Source organism: Pseudomonas sp. ICMP22404, assembly GCF_006227205.1.
In the GTDB taxonomy this organism is placed as follows: domain Bacteria; phylum Pseudomonadota; class Gammaproteobacteria; order Pseudomonadales; family Pseudomonadaceae; genus Aquipseudomonas.
The window spans coordinates 35,729-57,572 of sequence record NZ_VCNG01000011.1 but is presented as its reverse complement, the minus strand read 5'-3'; the positions used below and the strand labels follow the sequence as shown (position 1 = coordinate 57,572).

Annotated in this window: 18 protein-coding genes and 1 pseudogene; 1 reads left to right on the top strand and 18 read right to left on the bottom strand. The window is 61.1% G+C overall.

Annotated elements, in window-relative coordinates; all coding sequences use genetic code 11:
* Positions 1–82: 82 nt before the first annotated feature.
* The 8 genes from rpoS to FGE05_RS19105 all read right to left on the bottom strand — a co-directional run bounded on the left by rpoS (position 83) and on the right by FGE05_RS19105 (position 7,291).
* Complete coding sequence (gene rpoS / locus FGE05_RS19140) at positions 83–1,090, bottom strand: RNA polymerase sigma factor RpoS (RefSeq protein ID WP_041022899.1); 1,008 nt, start codon at positions 1,088–1,090, stop codon at positions 83–85.
* 106 nt (positions 1,091–1,196) lie between these two features.
* Positions 1,197–2,045 carry a peptidoglycan DD-metalloendopeptidase family protein gene (locus tag FGE05_RS19135; protein WP_139647388.1) on the bottom strand — a complete coding sequence of 283 codons (849 nt, stop codon included), beginning with the start codon at positions 2,043–2,045 and terminating at the stop codon, positions 1,197–1,199.
* A 211-nt stretch (positions 2,046–2,256) separates the two neighbouring features.
* Entirely contained in the window at positions 2,257–2,892 is a 636-nt protein-coding gene (locus FGE05_RS19130; RefSeq protein WP_175361775.1) for a protein-L-isoaspartate(D-aspartate) O-methyltransferase, read from the bottom strand.
* A gap of 38 nt (positions 2,893–2,930) precedes the next feature.
* Positions 2,931–3,680, bottom strand: coding sequence for a 5'/3'-nucleotidase SurE (surE, locus tag FGE05_RS19125; RefSeq protein WP_139647385.1), 750 nt, complete (start codon positions 3,678–3,680; stop codon positions 2,931–2,933).
* Positions 3,668–4,726, bottom strand: coding sequence for a tRNA pseudouridine(13) synthase TruD (gene truD, locus FGE05_RS19120; protein WP_139647383.1), 1,059 nt, complete (start codon positions 4,724–4,726; stop codon positions 3,668–3,670). Before truD ends, surE begins: the two co-directional genes overlap by 13 nt.
* Positions 4,723–5,196, bottom strand: coding sequence for a 2-C-methyl-D-erythritol 2,4-cyclodiphosphate synthase (ispF, locus tag FGE05_RS19115; RefSeq protein WP_139647381.1), 474 nt, complete (start codon positions 5,194–5,196; stop codon positions 4,723–4,725). Before ispF ends, truD begins: the two co-directional genes overlap by 4 nt.
* 43 nt (positions 5,197–5,239) lie before the next feature.
* Positions 5,240–6,085 carry an S-formylglutathione hydrolase gene (gene fghA, locus FGE05_RS19110; protein WP_024779035.1) on the bottom strand — a complete coding sequence of 282 codons (846 nt, stop codon included), beginning with the start codon at positions 6,083–6,085 and terminating at the stop codon, positions 5,240–5,242.
* A gap of 93 nt (positions 6,086–6,178) precedes the next feature.
* Positions 6,179–7,291, bottom strand: a complete 1,113-nt coding sequence (locus FGE05_RS19105) for an S-(hydroxymethyl)glutathione dehydrogenase/class III alcohol dehydrogenase (RefSeq protein WP_053182417.1) — start codon at positions 7,289–7,291, stop codon at positions 6,179–6,181.
* 104 nt (positions 7,292–7,395) lie between these two features.
* Between FGE05_RS19105 and FGE05_RS19100 the strand changes: the two genes are divergently transcribed.
* Complete coding sequence (locus FGE05_RS19100) at positions 7,396–8,292, top strand: LysR substrate-binding domain-containing protein (RefSeq protein WP_024779033.1); 897 nt, start codon at positions 7,396–7,398, stop codon at positions 8,290–8,292.
* Positions 8,293–8,425: 133 nt separating this feature from the next.
* Here FGE05_RS19100 and ispD read toward each other — a convergent pair whose 3' ends face one another.
* The 10 genes and pseudogenes from ispD to lpxB all read right to left on the bottom strand — a co-directional run bounded on the left by ispD (position 8,426) and on the right by lpxB (position 21,842).
* The gene (ispD, locus tag FGE05_RS19095) at positions 8,426–9,133 is read right to left on the bottom strand and encodes a 2-C-methyl-D-erythritol 4-phosphate cytidylyltransferase (protein WP_139647379.1); all 708 of its coding nucleotides are present in this window, start codon (positions 9,131–9,133) and stop codon (positions 8,426–8,428) included.
* A complete protein-coding gene (gene ftsB / locus FGE05_RS19090; RefSeq protein ID WP_024779031.1) occupies positions 9,130–9,408 on the bottom strand; it encodes a cell division protein FtsB in 279 nt (92 codons plus the stop codon). Before ftsB ends, ispD begins: the two co-directional genes overlap by 4 nt.
* 171 nt (positions 9,409–9,579) lie before the next feature.
* On the bottom strand, positions 9,580–10,869 hold the full coding sequence (gene eno / locus FGE05_RS19085; RefSeq protein ID WP_139647377.1) for a phosphopyruvate hydratase: 1,290 nt from the start codon (positions 10,867–10,869) through the stop codon (positions 9,580–9,582).
* Between the two features lie 161 nt (positions 10,870–11,030).
* Positions 11,031–11,876, bottom strand: coding sequence for a 3-deoxy-8-phosphooctulonate synthase (kdsA, locus tag FGE05_RS19080; protein ID WP_139647375.1), 846 nt, complete (start codon positions 11,874–11,876; stop codon positions 11,031–11,033).
* Between the two features lie 4 nt (positions 11,877–11,880).
* Positions 11,881–13,512 (bottom strand): CTP synthase, encoded by a 1,632-nt coding sequence (locus FGE05_RS19075; protein WP_024779028.1) that lies wholly within the window; start codon positions 13,510–13,512, stop codon positions 11,881–11,883.
* A gap of 274 nt (positions 13,513–13,786) precedes the next feature.
* Positions 13,787–15,112 carry a tRNA lysidine(34) synthetase TilS gene (gene tilS / locus FGE05_RS19070; RefSeq protein ID WP_139647374.1) on the bottom strand — a complete coding sequence of 442 codons (1,326 nt, stop codon included), beginning with the start codon at positions 15,110–15,112 and terminating at the stop codon, positions 13,787–13,789.
* A gap of 132 nt (positions 15,113–15,244) precedes the next feature.
* Positions 15,245–16,192, bottom strand: a complete 948-nt coding sequence (locus tag FGE05_RS19065) for an acetyl-CoA carboxylase carboxyltransferase subunit alpha (protein ID WP_024779026.1) — start codon at positions 16,190–16,192, stop codon at positions 15,245–15,247.
* Positions 16,193–16,342: 150 nt separating this feature from the next.
* A complete protein-coding gene (dnaE, locus tag FGE05_RS19060) occupies positions 16,343–19,864 on the bottom strand; it encodes a DNA polymerase III subunit alpha (protein WP_139647372.1) in 3,522 nt (1,173 codons plus the stop codon).
* Between the two features lie 248 nt (positions 19,865–20,112).
* Positions 20,113–20,715: pseudogene (gene rnhB / locus FGE05_RS19055) on the bottom strand (ribonuclease HII); the annotation flags it as partial.
* Positions 20,712–21,842: a lipid-A-disaccharide synthase gene (gene lpxB / locus FGE05_RS19050; RefSeq protein ID WP_139647369.1), complete on the bottom strand. Its 1,131-nt coding sequence runs from the start codon at positions 21,840–21,842 to the stop codon at positions 20,712–20,714. The pseudogene rnhB and the gene lpxB, both read right to left, overlap by 4 nt.
* Positions 21,843–21,844 lie beyond the last annotated feature (2 nt).

Genomic DNA, 21,844 nt, shown 5'->3' with positions numbered 1-21,844 from the left:
ACGGCAGGAACGGAAACAGCCCTCCCAGAAACGGCAAAGCCCCGAACCAGTCGGGGCTTTTCCTGCTGCACTTGCCGGGTTGCTATTGGAACAGCGACTCGCTCGAGAGGCCGTTCTTCTCCAGGATCTCGCGCAGACGCTTGAGGCCCTCCACCTGAATTTGCCTCACTCGCTCGCGGGTCAAGCCGATTTCCAAGCCTACATCTTCCAGGGTGCTGCTTTCATGGCCACGCAGGCCAAAGCGGCGGATCACCACTTCACGCTGCTTGTCCGTCAGCTCCGAAAGCCATTGGTCGATGCTCTGGGACAAGTCGTCATCCTGAAGCAGTTCACAAGGGTCCGTAGGGCGCTCGTCAGTCAGGGTGTCCAGCAGGGTCTTGTCCGAGTCCGGCCCAAGTGAGACGTCCACCGAGGAAACCCGCTCGTTGAGCCCAAGCATGCGCTTGACCTCGCCTACCGGTTTCTCCAGCAGGTTGGCGATCTCTTCAGGTGAAGGCTCATGATCGAGCTTCTGGGTCAGCTCACGGGCGGCCCGCAGGTAGACGTTAAGCTCCTTGACCACATGAATCGGCAACCGGATGGTGCGCGTCTGATTCATGATCGCCCGTTCGATGGTCTGGCGGATCCACCAGGTGGCGTAGGTCGAGAAGCGGAAGCCTCGCTCGGGGTCGAATTTCTCGACGGCGCGAATCAGCCCCAGGTTGCCCTCTTCGATCAGGTCCAGCAGCGAAAGCCCACGATTGACGTAGCGTCGGGCGATTTTCACCACCAGGCGCAGGTTGCTTTCAATCATGCGTTTTCGACCGGCCGGATCACCGCTTTGCGACAGGCGCGCAAAATGAACTTCTTCCTCGGGGGAGAGCAGTGGTGAGAAACCGATTTCATTGAGGTACAGCTGAGTGGCGTCCAGCGCCCGGGTGTAATCGATGTACTTATGTTGTTTAAGTGAAGCGGAGTGTCTGGATTTGGCACGAACGGAAGGAGGAGACGCTCCCTCATCATTCGACATCGAATCCATAGCGATGCCGGTCTCCATCAGGAGAACCTCATCGTCGATGTCAAACTCCGGCACTTCTTTACTGAGAGCCATTGTTATAGTCCTTTGGTGAGTTCGACCTCAAGCTCAAGCGACGCCTTTATCCTTGGCAACGCTGGAGCCTGTTCCCTCTACGTGACGGAACAGGCTGACAAACAAATCAACGACGTGGCAGGAATTGCAGTGGATCTACCGGTTTACCTTGTCGGCGAATCTCAAAGTGCAGCTTCACCCGGTCTGTACCTGTTGACCCCATTTCGGCAATTGTCTGTCCGACCTTGACCTGCTGCCCCTCCCGAACCAACAGCCTGCGGTTGTGACCGTAGGCACTGACGTAGGTATCGCTGTGTTTGATGATCACGAGTTCGCCGTAGCCCCTCAAACCACTCCCGGCGTACACAACCGTGCCATCAGACGCGGCTAAAACAGGCTGTCCCAAATCCCCGGCGATATCAATTCCTTTATTCAAACTACCGTTTGAAGAGAATTTTCCAATGAGAACGCCATTAGAAGGCCATCCCCAGCCCGTCGGGGCGGGGCCTGCCGGAGGCAGGGGAGCAGGTGCCGGTTTGCTCGCGACGGACGGTACTGTCGTCGTTGCAGCCCCGACCGGCCGGCGAATGACGGTGGTTTTGCTCGACGACGAAGGCGTCGAATCCGACTGCGTGACGACCGCCGTGGGCGTTGAACCGCTACGACCATCGAAGCGAATCGTCTGACCTGGATGAATCGTATAAGGCGCAGGAATGTTGTTCCGCTCTGCGAGGGACTTGTAGTCCCAGCCGTAGCGAAAAGCGATGGAAAACAGAGTATCGCCACGACGGACTACATACTGGCCGGTCGTTACTGTAGGACGCTGCGGTGCAGCATTGTTGTTGCGATCGACAACCCGGACATTACCCGACGGTGTACTGGAACAACCGACCAGCAAGGTACTCAAGACAAGGCCAGTCACCAGGCGCTGAAAGCTCGTGATACCCATACGCTGCGCAATGACTGTGAGACTCACCCGCCGCTCCCTTTGTGGTGGCTGAAAAATTGGAAATTGCCTGCCCAGGCAGACACGATGCAAGTATAACGGGGCGCGACCGCGCTTCTATTAATGAAGCGCCAAGCGCTGTCGCACACGTTTGCTCGACGCCATTGAGTCCGGTTCGGCACTGGGGTGCCGCTGTAAGACACAACCCGCGCCTCGGAATTCAGCGTCCGTTTATAAATGCTCAGGCCAATGGCCCGTTGAGCAGCGGCACGAACCGCACAGCCCCCAGGACATGTCGTGAAAAACCGTGTTCTTCACGCACGATCAACATCAATTGCTGAACCTCACCGGACCCCACTGGAATGACCAACCGGCCACCGGGGGCAAGTTGATCCAGCAGGGCCTGGGGTACATCGGTGGCTACCGCGGTGACGATGATGCCGTTATAAGGCGCCAGCGCTGGCCAGCCTTCCCAGCCATCGCCCCAGCGAAACACCACGTTGCGCAGGTTCAGCTCAACCAGGCGCTCCTTGGCGCGATCCTGCAGCACCTTGATCCGTTCCACGGAAAACACCCGCTCCACCAGTTGCGACAACACCGCCGTCTGGTAGCCCGAACCGGTACCGATTTCCAGCACCTTGTCCAACGGCCCCGCCTCCAGCAGCAACTCGCTCATGCGGGCCACCATATAAGGCTGGGAAATGGTCTGGTTGTGGCCGATCGGCAACGCCGTGTCTTCGTAGGCGCGATGGGCCAGGGCTTCATCGACGAACAAATGCCGAGGCGTGCGGCGAATCACTTCCAGTACCTGTGCGTTGGACAGGCCTTCTTCGTAGAGCCGCTGAATCAGTCGCTCCCGGGTGCGCTGGGAGGTCATGCCGATCCCCCGGCGCAGCATATCGTCTTGCTCACGCATCAACGCAGCCCCTCCAGCCAGCCATCGAGGCTTCGAAAGGCATCGTTGAAGGTCCGGTCGAGCTGCAACGGGGTAATCGAGACATACCCCTGCATCACTGCATGGAAATCGGTGCCCGGCCCACCATCCTCCGCATCGCCGGCGGCGGCGATCCAGTAACCGGCCTTGCCTCGCGGGTCGACCACATGCATGGGTTTAGCGGCGCGGGCACGATGGCCCAGGCGCGTGAGCTGGATGCCACGGATGTGATCGAGGGGCAGGTTCGGGATATTCACGTTCAGCACCGTGCGCGGCGGCAGGTCCAGATCGCCATGGGCTTCTACCAGCTTGCGGGCAAAGTAGGCGGCGGTAGGCAAGTTATCGACCTGCCGGGAAACAAACGAAAAGGCAAACGACGGCAGCTCCAGGAAGCGACCTTCCAGGGCGGCGGCGACCGTACCGGAATAGAGCACGTCATCTCCCAGGTTCGCGCCCAGGTTGATGCCCGAGACCACCATGTCCGGCTCGCGCTCCAGCAGGCCATTGAGGCCCAGGTGCACGCAATCGGTGGGGGTACCATTGAGGCTGATGAAACCGTTATCCAGATAACAGGGGTGCAACGGACGGTCGAGCGTCAGCGAGCTGCTGGCGCCGCTTTTGTCCTGGTCCGGGGCGATCACCACGCACTCGGCAAAATCCGCCAGCGCAGCATAGAGCGCGGCAAGACCGGGTGCTGTCACCCCGTCATCGTTAGAAATCAGAATACGCATGGGCTGTCCGTCTGCCCCACCGGCACCAGATCGACGAGTTCGCGCACCAAGACAGTGGCGAAACATCCGGCCGGCAGGACGAATTCCAGTTGCAGAATGTCTAGCGAGGGATAATGCCACGACAGCCCGCCAATGGGCAGTCGCAGGATGCGACGTTCGTGACTCATTCCTGCGTTTACTAACCAATCGCGCAAATCCGCTTCGCGCTCGGCGACGGTCTGTTCCAGATCGTGAATCACACCCGAGGCCGGCGACGGGCCTTCGCCCCACTGTGGCCCGGTGGGGTGCAGATCGAGGATCGCCAGGCGCGGATCGTTGCATTCGGCTTCACCGGCCGGGAAAAAGCTGCGGCTGTCGGTGAAGGCCAGCAAGTCGCCCACTTGGGCTTGTTGCCAGGTACCGTCGGCCACCCGGGCCGCCAATACCCGGTTGAACAGGAAACTACGGGCTGTCGACAACAGCCGCGAACGCACATTGCGTTGCTCCGGCAGGGCCTTGCGTGCCGCCCACGCGCGGGCATCGACGACGTTGCCGCCATCATGGCCAAAGCGCTGGGCGCCGTAATAGTTGGGGATGCCGTGGCGGACAATCTGTTGCAGGCGCGCGTCGATGGCCGCCGGATCGCCCTTGAATTGGGTCAGGCGCAAGGTGAAACCATTGGCCGAGTGCGCACCGCGCTGCAGCTTGCGCCTATGGCGCCCGGTCTTGAGGATTTTCAACGTGTCGTTCTCTGCCGCCGACAGGTCCGGATCCGCCTTGCCCGGCAATTGGACACTGAACCATTGCCGGGTCAGGGCCTGACGGTCCTTGAGCCCAGCGTAGCTGACGGTGCGCAGCGGCACGCCGGCCGCCTTGGCAATTCGCCGGGCCGCTTCCTCGGTGTTCAAACCGCGCTTTTCGACCCAGATCCACAAATGCTCGCCATCGCCGGTCAACGGGATGTCGAGCACTTCATCGACCTGAAAATCTTCAGCGGTAGCCTTGAGCACCGCGCTGCCCAGCGACTCGCCATAGGCACGCGGCCCCAACAATTCCAGTTCGGTCATGGGCGCAGCAACAAGGCAACGGAATGGACGGCAATGCCTTCTTCGCGACCGACGAAACCCAGCTTCTCGGTGGTGGTGGCTTTCACGTTCACCTGGTCCAGCTCAACTTGAAGATCCTCGGCAATCAACTGGCGCATGGCCTCGATGTGCGGTGCCATTTTCGGCGCCTGGGCAACAATGGTGTTATCGACATTGCCGACCTTCCAGCCCTTGGCGTGGATCAGCGAGACCACATGGCGCAGCAGCACGCGGCTGTCGACGCCCTTGAATCGAGGATCGGTGTCGGGGAAATGCTTGCCGATATCGCCCAGGGCCGCCGCACCGAGCAGTGCATCGCTCAGGGCGTGCAACAGGACATCACCGTCAGAATGCGCGAGCAACCCGAAGCTGTGTGCGATACGCACGCCGCCCAGCGTAATGAAATCGCCTTCAGTGAAACGGTGAACATCGTAGCCGTGGCCAATACGCATAAAAAAACGCCCTGATTTCTGTCAGGGCGTGATTCTACCTGCATTAGACGTTTAGAGCGCGTGCATGATGTTGCAGATGGTCATCAATGAAACTGGCGATGAAGAAGTAGCTGTGGTCGTAGCCCGGTTGCAGGCGCAACTCCAGGGGATGACCCGCAGCCTTCGCCGCCTGTTGCAAGGCTTCAGGCTTGAGCTGGTTGGCCAGGAAATCATCACGATCGCCCTGGTCCACCAGCAACGGTAGCTTCTCGTCAGCCTCGGCAATCAGCGCACAGGCATCCCATTCACGCCATTTCGAGCGGTCTTCCCCCAGGTAACGGGAGAAGGCTTTCTGACCCCATGGGCAATCCATCGGATTGTTGATCGGCGAAAAGGCCGACACCGAACGGTAACGTCCCGGGTTGCGCAAGGCACAGACCAGCGCGCCATGGCCGCCCATGGAGTGACCACTGATGCTGCGCTTGTCCGATGCCGGAAAATGCGCTTCGACCAACGCCGGCAATTCCTGCACCACGTAGTCATACATCCGATAGTGCCGCGCCCAGGGTTCCTGGGTGGCGTTCAGGTAGAATCCAGCGCCCAGGCCGAAGTCCCAGGCGCCGTCCGGATCACCCGGCACGTCGGCGCCCCGTGGGCTGGTGTCCGGCGCGACGATGATCAGCCCCAACTCGGCGGCCATGCGCTGGGCACCGGCCTTCTGCATGAAGTTCTCGTCGGTGCAGGTCAGCCCGGACAACCAATACAGCACCGGCAACTTGCCGCCCTGCTCGGCTTGCGGTGGCAGGTACACGGCAAACACCATGTCACAGCCAAGCACTTCGGAGCGGTGCCGGTAACGCTTGTGCCAGCCGCCGAAGCTTTTCTGGCAGGAGATATTTTCGAGGTTCATAACTTCACCTCAGCTCCAAGCTCCAAGCTGCAAGCCGCAAGAAAAAGCACCGCGCTTCACTTGCAGCTTGTAGCCTTTAGCTTGCAGCTGCTCTTAAAAATGAATGACGGTACGGATGCTCTTGCCTTCATGCATCAGGTCGAATGCCTTGTTGATATCTTCAAGACCCATGGTGTGGGTGATGAAGGTATCCAGCGGGATCTCGCCCTTCTCGGCCATTTCCACGTAGCTGGGCAACTCGCTGCGACCGCGTACGCCGCCAAACGCCGAACCGCGCCAGACGCGGCCCGTCACCAGTTGGAACGGACGGGTAGCGATTTCCTGGCCGGCACCGGCCACGCCGATGATCACCGACTCGCCCCAGCCCTTGTGGCAGCACTCCAGTGCCGCACGCATCAACTGGACGTTGCCGATGCACTCGAAGGAAAAGTCCACGCCGCCGTCGGTCATGTCGACAATGACTTCCTGGATCGGACGGTCGAAGTCCTTCGGGTTGACGCAATCGGTGGCGCCCAACTGCTTGGCAATCTCGAACTTGGCCGGATTGATGTCGATGGCGATGATGCGCGCGGCCTTGGCTTTCACGGCGCCGATCACTGCCGACAGGCCGATACCGCCCAGGCCGAAGATGGCCACGGTGTCACCCGGTTTGACCTTGGCGGTGTTGATCACCGCGCCGATACCGGTGGTGACGCCGCAACCCAGCAGGCAGACCTTTTCCAAGGGTGCTTCTTTCGGGATTTTCGCAACGGAGATTTCCGGCAACACGGTGTACTCGGAGAACGTCGAGGTCCCCATGTAGTGGAAAATGGTTTCGCCCTTGTAGGAAAAGCGCGAAGTGCCATCTGGCATCAGTCCTTTGCCCTGCGTGGCGCGAATGGCCTGGCAGAGGTTGGTCTTGCCCGACTTGCAGAATTTGCACTGGCCGCATTCCGGCGTGTACAGCGGGATCACGTGGTCGCCGACCGCGACCGACGTCACGCCCTCGCCGATGGCTTCGACGATCGCACCGCCTTCGTGGCCGAGGATCGACGGGAAAATGCCTTCCGGGTCGGCGCCCGACAGGGTGTATGCGTCGGTATGGCAAACACCGGAAGCCACCACACGCAACAGCACTTCACCCGCCTTGGGCATGGCGACGTCGACTTCAACGATTTCCAGGGGTTTCTTGGCCTCGAAGGCAACGGCAGCGCGCGACTTGATCATCCGGTCTCTCCATCAAATAAAAACAAGACCGGGAGTGTAATCCGCCTCAGGACGATGAATAATCCAATCAAAAGCAAAACATTATTGCCATACAGGGATAATCCATGTCCGATAACCGCTGGGAAGGAATCGACGAATTCGTCGCCGTGGCCGAGTGCAGCCAATTCACCGCCGCTGCCGAACGCCTCGGGGTCTCGTCCTCGCATATCAGTCGACAGATCGTACGGCTTGAAGAACGGCTACAGACCCGATTGCTCTATCGCAGCACCCGTCGGGTGACCCTGACCGAGGCCGGGCAAACCTTTCTGCAGCATTGCCAACGGTTGCAGGATGGTCGCGAGGAAGCACTCCGGGCAGTGGGCGACCTCACCAGCGAACCCAAGGGCATGTTGCGAATGACCTGTGCGGTGGCCTATGGCGAGCGGTTCATCGTGCCGCTGGTGACACGGTTCATGGGGCTTTACCCGCAATTGCGGGTAGACATCGAACTGAGCAACCGGCCCCTTGACCTGGTCCACGAAGGGCTGGACCTGGCGATTCGCCTCGGTCGCCTGCAGGACTCTCGTCTGATTGCCACGCGCCTCGCACCACGTCGCATGTACCTGTGCGCCTCGCCGTCTTACCTGGAACGGTATGGCCGGCCCCATAGCTTGTCGGAATTGAGCCGCCATAACTGCCTGATCGGCAGTTCCGACCTCTGGCAACTGGAACAGAACGGGCGGGAATTTTCCCAGCGCGTACAGGGAAACTGGCGCTGCAACAGCGGCCAAGCGGTGCTGGAGGCGACCTTGCAAGGGGTCGGGTTGTGCCAGTTGCCGGATTACTACGTGCTGGAGCATCTGCACAGCGGCGCGTTGATCTCGCTGCTGGAGGCGCATCAGCCACCGAACACGGCGGTGTGGGCGTTGTATCCACAGCAACGGCATCTGTCGCCGAAGGTGCGCAAGCTGGTGGATTACTTGAAGGAAGGGCTGGCTGAGCGACCGGAGTACCGGGGATGAAGCCAGTGTTTCAGGGCCTGGGCAATAGCTATCGCGAGCAGGCTCGCTCCCACAGTGGATCTTAAATCGACACATATTCTGTGTACGACAGAAACCCTTGTGGGAGCGAGCCTGCTCGCGATGGCGATTTCACTCAGTGGCGATAAGCCCAACGCTGGCGCAACCACTCCAGGTCTTCGGGACGGGTGACCTTGATGTTGTCCGAGCGCCCCTCGATCAACCGAGGTGCCTGCCCCGCCCACTCCATGGCCGAAGCTTCATCGGTAATCACGGCATCCGCCACCAAACTGTCGGCCAACGCCCGATGCAAGGCACCAAGGCGAAACATCTGCGGTGTATAGGCTTGCCAAATTACGCTGCGATCAACGGTTTCCACTACACGGCCATGCTTGTCGACGCGTTTGAGGGTATCGCGCGCCTGGACGGCCAACAGGCCACCGACCGGGTCGTTCGCCAGCTCGCCGAGCAGGGTGTCCAGATCGTCCCGGGACAGGTTGGGCCGGGCAGCATCATGTACCAGCACCCAATCGTGATCGTCGGCGCCCTGGGCATGCAGGTGCAGCAAGGCATTGAGCACCGAATCCGAACGCTGCGCGCCACCGTCCACCCGCTGGATGCGAGCGTCGTCGGCACAAGCCAGGGTCGGCCAGTAAGGATCATCGTGTGCAACGCAGACCACCACGCCCTTGACGGTCGGATGATCGAGGAAACAGCCGAGGCTGTGTTCGAGAATTGTGCGCCCGCCCAGTTGCAGGTATTGCTTGGGACGGTCCGCGGCCATACGGGCTCCGACGCCCGCGGCAGGAATCACGGCCCAGAAGGCCGGCAATCGGATACTCATTGGGCCAACTGGTAGAGGGTTTCGCCCTCCTTGACCATGCCCAACTCATGACGAGCCCGCTCTTCAACGGTCTCCATGCCTTTTTTCAGCTCCATCACTTCGGCGTCCATCACCCGATTACGCTCCAGCAATGCCTCGTTCTCGGCATGCTGGTCGGCAATCTGCTGAGTCAGGTCGGCCACTTGCGCCAGGCTGCCATTACCCACCCACAGGCGGTACTGCAGGCCGGCCAGCAACAGGAGCAAGACAAGAAACAACCAATTGGGACTGCGCATCGAATATCAGGTATCCAGTGAAAAAAGACCGCCATGCCAAACTTTGAAACGTCTGATAGCACGAAGCCTGGAAGAACCAGGCTTGTGCTTCATAAGGCATCAGATTAGAAGCAAAACCGCCGCTATAGCGACTTTTGCGACCTAACCCGCTGTCTTTTTACCATTTACCGCTTAACCGCGAAACTCGGCACGACCGTTGTACTTGGCCTTGCCGTTCAACTGCTCTTCGATACGCAGCAGTTGGTTGTACTTGGAAACGCGGTCCGAACGGCACAGCGAACCGGTCTTGATCTGCCCTGCCGCGGTGCCCACGGCCAGGTCGGCGATGGTCGAATCCTCGGTTTCACCGGAACGGTGGGAGATCACCGCGGTGTAGCCGGCGGCCTTGGCCATCTGGATGGCTTCCAGGGTTTCGGTCAGGGTGCCGATCTGGTTGAACTTGATCAGGATCGAGTTGGCGATCTTCTTGTCGATGCCTTCTTTCAGGATCTTGGTGTTGGTCACGAACAGATCGTCGCCCACCAGCTGGGTTTTCTCGCCGATCTTGTCGGTGAGGATTTTCCAGCCGGCCCAGTCGGACTCGTCCAGGCCGTCTTCGATGGAGATGATCGGGTAGCGCTCGGTCAAGCCCTTGAGATAGTCGGCAAAACCTTCGGCAGTGAACACCTGGCCTTCGCCGGACAGGTTGTACTTGCCGTCTTCGAAGAACTCACTGGCGGCGCAGTCCAGGGCCAGGGTCACGTCGGTGCCCAGCTTGTAGCCGGCGTTGGCCACGGCTTCGGAGATGACTTTCAGCGCGTCTTCGTTGGACGCCAGGTTCGGTGCGAAACCGCCTTCGTCGCCAACGGCGGTGCTCAGGCCACGAGCCTTCAGCACGGCCTTGAGGTGATGGAAAATCTCGGTGCCCATGCGCAGGCCTTCGGAGAAGGACTTGGCGCCAACCGGCTGGACCATGAATTCCTGGATGTCGACGTTGTTGTCGGCATGCTCGCCGCCGTTGATGATGTTCATCATCGGAACCGGCATCGAGTAAATGCCCGGCGTACCGTTGAGGTTAGCGATATGGGCGTACAGCGGCAGGTCCTGGTCCTGGGCGGCAGCCTTGGCGGCGGCCAGGGAGACGGCGAGGATCGCGTTGGCGCCCAGAGTGGCTTTGTTCTCGGTGCCGTCGAGCTTGATCATGGCCAGGTCGAGGGCTTTCTGGTCGGCAGGATCCTTGCCCAGCAACAGGTCACGGATCGGACCGTTGATGTTGGCAACGGCCTTCAGTACGCCCTTGCCCAGGTAACGGCTCTTGTCGCCATCACGCAGCTCCAGCGCTTCGCGCGAGCCAGTGGAAGCACCGGACGGCGCGCAGGCGCTGCCGATGATGCCGTTGTCGAGAAGCACGTCCGCTTCAACAGTGGGGTTGCCACGGGAGTCGAGAACTTCACGACCTTTGATGTCGACGATTTTTGCCATTGTTGTAAACACTCCAAAGTTGACGAAACGCTGTGGGAGCACGACTTGCCGGCGATGGGGGCCTCAAGGGCGCCATCGCTGGCAAGCCATGCTCCCACAAGAGCAGTGCGGCCAGCGGGCCAGAGCGATAATCGAGCGGTACTTTACCGGAGAAAACCGCGTTACGCGGTTTCTACCGTCGGAAAACTCTTGACCAGCTCGTCCAACGCCTTGAGCTGAGACAGGAACGGCTCCAGCTTGTTCAGGCGCAAGGCGCAGGGGCCGTCGCACTTGGCGTTATCCGGGTCAGGGTGGGCCTCGAGGAACAGGCCCGCCAGGGACTGGCTCATGCCGGCCTTGGCCAGGTCGGTCACCTGGGCGCGACGGCCACCGGCGGAGTCGGAACGGCCGCCAGGCATCTGCAGCGCGTGGGTCACGTCGAAGAACACCGGGTATTCGAACTGCTTCATGATGCCGAAGCCGAGCATGTCCACTACCAGGTTGTTGTAGCCGAAGCTCGAACCGCGCTCGCAGAGGATCAACTGATCGTTCCCGGCCTCTTCGCACTTGCTCAGGATGTGTTTCATTTCCTGGGGCGCGAGGAACTGGGCTTTCTTGATGTTGATCACCGCACCGGTCTTGGCCATCGCGACCACGAGGTCGGTCTGGCGCGACAGGAAGGCCGGCAATTGGATGATGTCGCAGACCTCGGCGACGACCGCGGCCTGGTCAGGCTCGTGGACATCGGTGATGATCGGCACGCCGAAGGCTTGCTTGATGTCCTGGAAGATCCGCATGCCTTCTTCCAGGCCCGGGCCCCGGTAAGAGGTCACGGACGACCGGTTGGCCTTGTCGAAGCTGGCCTTGAAGACGTAAGGAATACCCAGTTTCTGGGTCACCTTGACGTACTCCTCGCAGACCTGCATCGCCATGTCGCGGCTTTCCAGCACGTTCATGCCGCCGAACAGCACCATGGGCTTGTCGTTGGCAATTTCGATGTCGCCAACGCGAATGATCTTCTGGGCCATCGTCTTATGCCTTTTTCTGGTGTTGAGCCAAAGCGGCCTTCACGAAACCGCTGAACAGCGGATGACCGTCCCGTGGCGTCGAGGTGAACTCGGGGTGGAACTGGCAAGCCACGAACCATGGATGATCCGGGGACTCGACCACTTCGACCAGCGCGCCATCGCCGGAGCGACCGGAGATTTTCAGGCCGGCTTCGATCAGTTGCGGCAGCAGCTTGTTGTTCACTTCATAACGATGGCGGTGACGCTCGACGATCACATCCTTGGCGTAGCAATCGTGCACCAGGGAGCCGGCTTCGAGCAGGCATTCCTGGGCGCCGAGGCGCATGGTGCCGCCCAGGTCGGAGGTTTCGGTCCGCACTTCCACGGCACCGGTGGCGTCTTCCCACTCGGTGATCAGGCCCACGACCGGGTGACCGCTGGCGCGATCGAACTCGGTGGAGTTGGCGTCCTTCCAGCCCATCACGTTACGGGCGAACTCGATGACCGCCACTTGCATGCCCAGGCAGATACCCAGGTACGGCACCTTGTTTTCGCGAGCGTACTGGACAGCAGTGATCTTGCCTTCCACGCCCCGCAGGCCGAAGCCGCCCGGGACGAGGATCGCATCGGCGCCTTCGAGCAGTCCGGTGCCCTGGTTCTCGATGTCTTCGGAGTCGATGTAGCGCAGGTTGACCTTGGTGCGGTTGCTGATACCGGCATGACTCATCGCTTCGATCAGCGACTTGTAGGCGTCCAGCAGTTCCATGTACTTGCCGACCATGGCGATGGTGACTTCGTGCTCAGGGTTGAGCTTGGCATCGACCACAGCGTCCCATTCGGACAGGTCGGCGCCGGCGCATTGCAGGCCGAAACGCTCGACGACGAAATCGTCCAAGCCCTGGGAGTGCAGGATGCCCGGGATCTTGTAGATGGTGTCGGCGTCTTCGAGGCCGATGACCGCGCGCTCTTCAACGTTGGTGAACTGGGCGATCTTGCGACGCGAGGAAATATCGATCGGGTGATCGGAGCGGCAGATCAGCACGTCCGGCTGCAGGCCGATAGAGCGCAGCTCCTTGACCGAGTGCTGGGTTGGCTTGGTCTTGGTTTCGCCGGCAGTGGCGATGTACGGCACCAGCGTCAGGTGCATCAGCATCGCGCGCTTGGCGCCGATTTCGAAACGCAACTGGCGGATGGCTTCGAGGAACGGCTGGGACTCGATGTCGCCCACGGTACCGCCGATTTCGACCATCGCCACATCGGCGTCGCCGGCACCCTTGATGATGCGGCGCTTGATCTCGTCGGTGATGTGGGGGATGACCTGGATGGTCGCGCCCAGGTAATCACCACGACGCTCCTTGCGCAGCACGTGCTCGTAGACGCGGCCGGTGGTGAAGTTGTTGTTCTGGGTCATGGTCGTGCGGATGAACCGCTCGTAGTGGCCCAGGTCCAGGTCGGTCTCGGCGCCGTCGTGGGTGACGAACACTTCGCCGTGCTGGAACGGGCTCATGGTGCCCGGGTCGACGTTGATGTACGGGTCCAGCTTGAGCATGGTGACCTTAAGTCCCCGCGCCTCCAGGATGGCCGCCAATGAAGCCGAGGCAATGCCTTTCCCCAATGAAGAAACAACACCGCCCGTGACGAATATGTAGCGCGTCATGAAAAACCCTAGAAGTCTGCGTTAAAGCGGTCCGAGCCGCCGGGGAAAGCGAAGGAAGGCCGAAGCCCCCGATCACCTGCATTAATCACAGTGCACCTTTCAAAAAAACCGCCGCGTTGGGACAGACCGGAAGAAAAATCACCGGTACGTTGCTCGCTACACATTTTTTGGAATCGCCCAGCAAAGACTGCTTGGTAATCGGCAACTCCTGCAATTCAGGCGAATCCACAGAAGTTGTATCAAGAAGGGAGCGTAGTCTACCGGAAAGCCCCTTTCAGCTCAAACCCAGATCTTGCTCCAATGGCTGCCAACGCAATTGCCAGGTGCCATCAGCGTCCCCGTCGAGCCCCGGCAGGTTGGCCACCGCCAGTAATTGCCCGTCCCGATACAACAGTGGCAATCGGCCGCGAACGAACGCCGGCAAGCCACTTTCATTGAGCAAACGCTTGAGATCCCGATGACCACGACCGGGCAACGCCATCACCTCGCCGCCCTGACGATAGCGCACGCAAAGCCGACCGTCGGGGATTTTGCCACTGAGGGTCACCCGGCCATTGCCCGGCAGTCTCAGGGGATCAGTGGCCCGGGGCCATTCGACACGGCCCGAGACCGGTTGCAGCCAATGGTCGGATAACCACCAGACCCGCCTGCCGGCCCGGTGCAGCTCACCGCCGGCCAGACGCCAGATCGGCCGGGCATCGTCCCCGGCGTCACGCAATGAATCCCAACCGGCCCAGTGGTCGCTGTCGGGCAGCGTCGTCAGGGCCGCCAGCCAGTGGCTGATTGCATTGCGCTGGCGAGCGGCTGACAAGGCCTGCAAAGGTGCCAGCGCCAGGGATGGCAGTCCGAGCCAGTCAAACACGCCTGGGAACCTTGCATCGGCCAGATCGATCCGCGCCAGGTCATCCAGCAAACCCTGGGCTTCTGTCATGTGCGCAGCGCCACGGGCCAGGGTCGACGCAGCCTGGGGCCACTGTTCGGTCAGCAGCGGAAACACCCGCTGGCGCAGGTAGTTGCGCGAGTACCGATGATCGTTGTTGGACGGGTCTTCGATCCAGCTCAAGCCCTGCTGTTTCCCATAGGCTTCCAGCTCCCCGCGGGACACATCGAGCAACGGGCGCAGCAAACATCCCTGTCCGAGTGGACGCTGCCTCGGCATCCCTGACAGGCCCCGCACGCCCGCCCCCCGCAGCAAGCGAAACAGCAGGGTTTCAGCCTGGTCGTCGCGGTGCTGGGCGGTGAGTAGTACGTCGTTGCCCTGGAACGCCGCGGCGAAGGCAGCGTAGCGCGCCTCCCGGGCAGCCCGCTCAAGACTGGCGCCGGGGCGGACCTGGACCTCAACCACCTGCAACGGCACCCCCAGCGCCTCACACACCCGGCGACAATGCTCCGGCCAGGCATCGGCCGCAACCTGGAGGCCGTGGTGGACGTGGATAGCGCTGAGGGGTGGCAGTGTATGTGTGCTCGAGAGCGATGCGAGCAGGTGCAGCAGGACGCTGGAGTCGAGACCACCGGAGAAGGCGATGCGCCAGGCGTTAGCGTTGCGCCAGGGGGACAGTTGGGTGAGGAGCCGGGTGGGGAGATCCGCGCGGGTGTTCATAGGAATCAGCCTTGGCACAAACAACTGTGGGAGCGAGCCTGCTCGCGATAACGGTGTATCAATCAACTCATTTGTTGAATGTTAAACCGCTTTCGCGAGCAGGCTCGCTCCCACAGGGGTATAGCGTTCGAATCAGAGACCGTAGCTCATCAACCGCTCGTAGCGACGGGCCAGCAGCGCGTCGTTGTCGAACTTCTTCAGCATCGACAATTGCGAACTCAGCTCTGCGCGAATCAGCGCGGCAGCCGCCGCCGGGTCACGGTGAGCGCCGCCCACTGGCTCGTTGATCACTTTATCCACGATGCCCAGGCCTTTGAGACGCTCGGCGGTGATGCCCATGGCTTCCGCGGCGTCCGGCGCCTTCTCGGCGGTCTTCCACAGGATCGAGGCGCAGCCTTCCGGCGAGATTACCGCGTAAGTGGAGTATTGCAGCATGTTCAACTGGTCGCAGACGCCGATGGCCAAAGCACCGCCGGAACCACCTTCACCGATCACAGTGGCGATGATCGGGGTTTTCAACCGGGCCATGACCCGCAGGTTCCAGGCAATCGCTTCACTCTGGTTGCGCTCTTCGGCGTCGATGCCCGGGTAGGCGCCCGGGGTGTCGATGAAGGTCAGGATCGGCATCTTGAAGCGCTCGGCCATCTCCATCAGGCGGCAGGCCTTGCGATAGCCTTCCGGACGCGGCATGCCGAAGTTGCGACGGACTTTCTCGCGTACTTCGCGGCCCTTCTGGTGACCGATGACCATCACCGGCTGGTCGTCCAGGCGGGCGACACCGCCGACGATCGCGGCGTCGTCGGAGAAGTGACGGTCACCGTGCAACTCGTCGAACTCGGTGAAGATGTGATCGATGTAGTCCAGGGTGTATGGACGACGCGGATGACGCGCCAGGCGCGCGATCTGCCAGCTGGTCAGCTTGCCGAAGATGTCTTCGGTCAGCGTGCGGCTCTTGTCCTGCAGACGAGAGATCTCATCGCCGATATTCAGCGAATTGTCATTACCGACCAAGCGCAACTCTTCGATCTTGGCTTGCAGGTCGGCGATCGGCTGTTCGAAATCTAGAAAATTCGGGTTCATAGGCGTCCGTCTTGGGTCGACGTCCAAGAGAGCTTGGGCCGGCCGGTTGTCTATTCGCGCCCTACCTTAAGGGAGAGGCGCGTTCAGGTCGAGATTAAAAATTCGGGTCGCGGTCAGGGACACTCCAAGTCCAGGAGTGGCCCCCGGCCGTCAACGGTATTGGAGGAAGACGTTGTCTTTGCCGAACTGGTCACGCAAGGCTTGAATCAACGCATCCGCCGGATCGATCCGCCAGCCCTCGCCGAACTGCAGCACGGCCTTGGCATCGGGGCGCACGTACTCCATGGTGATCGGGCAGGCACCGCGATGGCGCTTGAACAACTCGCCCAGCCAGCGTAGCTGGTCGCCCTTGAGATCCTGGGTCTGCAATTTCAGACGCAGGCTCTCGGCCAGGTTGGTCCGGGCATCCTCCATGCTCATCACCCGCTTGACCCGCAGCCGCAGACCACCGGAGAAATCATCGTTGCTGACCTCGCCTTCCACCACCACCATCGCGTCGGTCTGCAACAGCGACTGCGCCGAGTGGAACGCATCGGCAAACAACGATGCCTCGATACGCCCGGAACGGTCGTCGAGGGTGATGAACCCCATCTTGTCGCCTTTTTTGTTCTTCATCACCCGCAGGGCGATGATCATCCCCGCGACCGTTTGCGTATCGCGAGCCGGCTTCAGGTCGATGATGCGCTGACGGGCGAAGCGGCGGATTTCGCCTTCGTACTCATCGATCGGGTGGCCGGTGAGGTACAGCCCCAGGGTGTCCTTCTCGCCTTTGAGGCGCTCCTTGAGGGTCAGCTCCTTGGCCTTGCGATGGTTGCCGTAGACGTCGGCATCTTCCTCGACGAACAGGCCACCAAACAGATCGGCGTGGCCGCTGTCATGGGTGCGAGCGGTCTGTTCGGCGGCCTTGATCGCTTCTTCCATGGCTGTCAGCAACACCGCGCGGTTGCGGTCGATGTTGGCCTGATAGGCCTTGGGCTCGTCATGGAAGTAGGGACCTAGCCGGTCCAGCGCGCCGCTGCGGATCAAGCCGTCGAGGGTGCGCTTGTTGATACGCTTGAGGTCGACCCGGGCACAGAAATCGAACAGGTCCTTGAACGGCCCATCCTGGCGTGCCTCGGTGATGGCCTCCACGGGGCCCTCGCCCACGCCCTTGATCGCGCCCAGGCCATAGATGATGCGGCCCTCGTCGTTCACCGTGAACTTGAACTCCGAAGCGTTCACGTCCGGCGCGTCGAGGCGCAGCTTCATGGTCCGCACTTCTTCGATCAGGGTCACGACCTTGTCGGTGTTGTGCATATCCGCCGACAGTACGGCGGCCATGAACGGCGCCGGATAATGCGCCTTCAGCCACGCGGTCTGGTACGACACCAGGCCATAGGCGGCAGAGTGGGATTTGTTGAAGCCGTAGCCGGCGAATTTTTCCACCAGGTCGAAAATGTTACCGGCCAGGTCCGCATCGATGCCGTTGTTCGCACAGCCCTCGATGAAGCCGCCGCGCTGCTTGGCCATCTCCTCGGGCTTCTTCTTACCCATCGCCCGACGCAACATGTCCGCGCCGCCAAGGGTGTAGCCGGCCATGACCTGGGCAATCTGCATCACCTGTTCCTGATACAGGATGATGCCGTAGGTCGGCGCCAGTACCGGCTTGAGGCCGTCGTACTGGTAATCCGGGTGCGGGTACGCCAGCTCGGCGCGACCGTGCTTACGATTGATGAAGTCGTCCACCATGCCCGATTGCAGCGGGCCCGGACGGAACAGGGCCACCAGTGCGATCAAGTCTTCCAGGCAGTCGGGCTTGAGCTTCTTGATCAGCTCCTTCATGCCGCGGGATTCAAGCTGGAACACCGCCGTGGTTTCGGCTTTTTGCAGCAGGCTGTAGGTCGGTTTGTCGTCCAATGGAATGAACGCGATGTCCAGTGGCTCTTCACCGACCTTGGCCCGGTCGCGGTTGATGGTTTTCAGCGCCCAATCGATGATGGTCAGGGTTCGCAGGCCGAGGAAGTCGAACTTCACCAGGCCCGCCGCCTCGACGTCATCCTTGTCGAACTGGGTCACCAGGCCGTCGCCTTCCTCGTCGCAATAGATCGGCGAGAAGTCGGTCAGCTTGGTCGGCGCGATTACCACGCCACCGGCGTGCTTGCCGACGTTACGCACCACGCCTTCGAGTTTGCGGGCCATCTCCCAGATTTCCGCCGCCTCTTCATCGACCTTGATGAAGTCCCGCAGGATTTCTTCCTGCTCGTAGGCTTTTTCCAGGGTCATGCCGACTTCGAACGGAATCATCTTCGACAGACGATCCGCCAGGCCATAGGACTTGCCCTGCACCCGGGCCACGTCACGCACCACCGCCTTGGCGGCCATGGAACCGAAGGTGATGATCTGGCTCACCGCGTTGCGACCGTATTTCTCGGCTACGTAATCGATCACCCGGTCACGACCGTCCATGCAGAAGTCGACGTCGAAGTCGGGCATGGAAACCCGTTCCGGGTTGAGGAAACGTTCGAACAGCAGGTCATATTCCAGCGGGTCGAGGTCGGTGATCTTCTGCACGTAGGCCACCAGCGACCCGGCACCCGATCCACGCCCCGGCCCTACCGGCACGCCGTTGCTCTTGGCCCACTGGATAAAGTCCATCACGATCAGGAAGTAACCGGGGAAGCCCATCTGGATGATGATATCCAGTTCGAAATTCAACCGGTCGACATAGACCTGGCGCTTGGCTTCGTAATCTTCGGTGGTGTCCTTGGGCAGCAGGACGCTCAGGCGCTCTTCGAGGCCATCGAACGACACCTTGCGGAAATACTCGTCGATGGTCATGCCATCGGGAATCGGGAAGTTGGGCAGGAAGTGCTTGCCCAGCTTCACTTCGATGTTGCAGCGCTTGGCGATCTCGACGGTGTTTTCCAGCGCCTCGGGCAGATCGCTGAACAACTCGGCCATTTCCTCGGCGCTTTTGAGGTATTGCTGGTCGCTGTAGTTCTTGGGCCGGCGCGGATCATCGAGGGCTCGGCCCTCACCGATGCAGACGCGGGTCTCGTGGGCTTCGAAGTCTTCCTGCTTGATGAAGCGCACGTCGTTGGTCGCCACCAGCGGCGCCCCGATCTTGTCGGCCAGCGCCACAGCAGCGTGCAAGTGTTCCTCGTCGTTGGGACGGTTGGTGCGCTGCACTTCGATGTAGAAGCGATCCGGGAACACCGCCATCCACTCCCGAGCCAGCGTCTCGGCTTCCTCGGCATTGCCGCTGAGCAGGGCCAGGCCGATTTCACCTTCCTTGGCCGCCGACAGCATGATCAGGCCTTCGCTGGCCTCGGCCACCCACTCGCGCTCGATGATGATCGAACCGTTGCGCTGGCCATCGATGAAGCCACGGGAGATCAACTCGGTCAGGTTGCGGTAACCCACGGCGTTCATGACCAGCAGGCTGATACGGCTCAACGGTGCGTCCGGATCCTTGCTGGACAGCCACAGGTCGGCACCGCAGATCGGCTTGATCCCGCCGCCCATGGCGGTCTTGTAGAACTTGACCAGCGAACACATGTTGTTCTGGTCGGTGACCGCCACGGCAGGCATATTCATGCCCACCAGGGTCTTGACCAGTGGTTTGATCCGCACCAGACCGTCGACCAGGGAGTACTCAGTGTGCAGGCGTAGATGAACGAATGAAGCCGGCATAGTGATCCTGCGTTAAGTCATGAAAACAACAAGGCCCGGATTGTACCGGGCCTTGGGTATGAGTGGCGAATGCCCGTCAGTCGAAATACCGACCTTGTGGGAGCGAGCCTGCTCGCGAAGGCTGTGTATCAGGCCACATCAATGTTAGCCGCGCCGCCCTCTTCGCGAGCGAGCTCGCTTGCGCAGGGGATTGCACTTGGCTGAAGGGGACCCGCTGTTACCAAACCTTCACGCGCCTCATAAGCCAACCGCACCGGCGCGAACGAGCGCCGGTGGATCGGCGTTGGCCCCAGGCGCGCCAAGGCTTCCAGATGCACAGGCGTCGGGTAACCCTTGTGGCCACCGATGCCATAGCCTGGGTAAATCAGTTCAAAGGCGCTCATTTCCCGGTCACGGCTGACCTTGGCCAGGATCGATGCCGCCGCAATAGCTGGCACCTTCGCGTCCCCCTGGATCACCGCCTCGGCGCGCATCGACAGTTTCGGGCAACGATTGCCATCAATCATCGCCAGTTTCGGCGTGATGTGCAGGCCTTGCACCGCTCGCTGCATGGCGAGCATGGTGGCGTGCAGGATATTCAGCTCATCGATTTCTTCGACCTCGGCCCGGGCGATGCACCAGCTCAGGGCTTTCTCGCAGATTTCGTCGTAGAGCTTCTCGCGACGGGCCTCGGTGAGCTTCTTGGAATCGTTGAGACCCAGGATCGGCCGGTTCGGGTCGAGAATCACCGCCGCCGTCACCACCGCGCCGCACAATGGGCCACGCCCTACTTCATCGACGCCCGCCACCAGCTCTTCGACTTCGGCGACCAGGTTGAAGTCCAGGCCCATCTGTTGCTTCGAATGCTTCATGGTTTGGCACCGATCAAGGTCAGTACCGCGTCTGCGGCCTGGTTGGAGGCGTCGCGACGCAACGTGCGGTGGATCTCGTCAAAGCCGCGGGTCTGTTCCTGGCCGCCGTCGATCAACGGCGCCAGCGTATTGGCCAATGCATCGGCCGTTGCATCGTCCTGCAGCAACTCGGGCACCAGCAAACGCTGGGCCAGCAGGTTCGGCAGGGAGATGTAAGGACTCTTGACCATGCGCTTGAGGATCCAGAACGTCAGCGGTGCCAGACGATAGGCAACCACCATCGGGCGCTTGTACAGCAACGCCTCAAGAGTAGCAGTGCCGGATGCAATCAACACCGCGTCGCAAGCAGCCAACGCCTGGTGGGAGCGGCCGTCGAGCAGCGTGACCGGCAAATCGCGGCCGGCCAGCAGCGCTTCGAGCTGCTCACGCCGCTGCGCACTGGCACACGGCAAGACAAAACGCACGTCGGGACGCATCGCCCGAAGGCGCTCGGCGGCGTCGAAAAACAAACCACCCAGGCGACTTACCTCGCCGCCCCGGCTGCCAGGCATCAACGCCACCAGCGGCCCGTCGGACAAGCCCAACGCCTGGCGGGCATCCTTGCGGTCGGCTTCCAGGGGAATGGTATCGGCCAGGGTATGTCCGACAAACCGCACCGGCACACCATTCTCCTCATAGAACCTCGCTTCGAACGGCAGCAGCGTCAGCATCAGGTCGCAACCTTCGCGAATCTTCAGCACACGCTTCTGCCGCCAGGCCCAGACCGAGGGACTGACGTAGTGCACGGTCTTGATCCCGGCCTGACGCAACTTGAGTTCGATGTTGAGGGTGAAATCCGGCGCATCGATGCCGATGAACACATCCGGTTTTTCGTCAATCAGGGTCGCAATCAATTTCTTGCGCCGAGCCAGCAGCTCTCGCAGCCGACCGAGCACTTCCACCAGCCCCATCACCGACAGGCGCTCCATCGGGAAATAGGACGTCAACCCTTCGGCCTGCATCAATGGTCCGCCGACACCGATGAACTCGACCGCCGGGTGCTGAGCCTTGAGCGCTCGCATCAGGCCCGCACCCAGGATATCGCCGGAAGCCTCGCCCGCCACCAGCGCAACACGCAAATTACCCATGG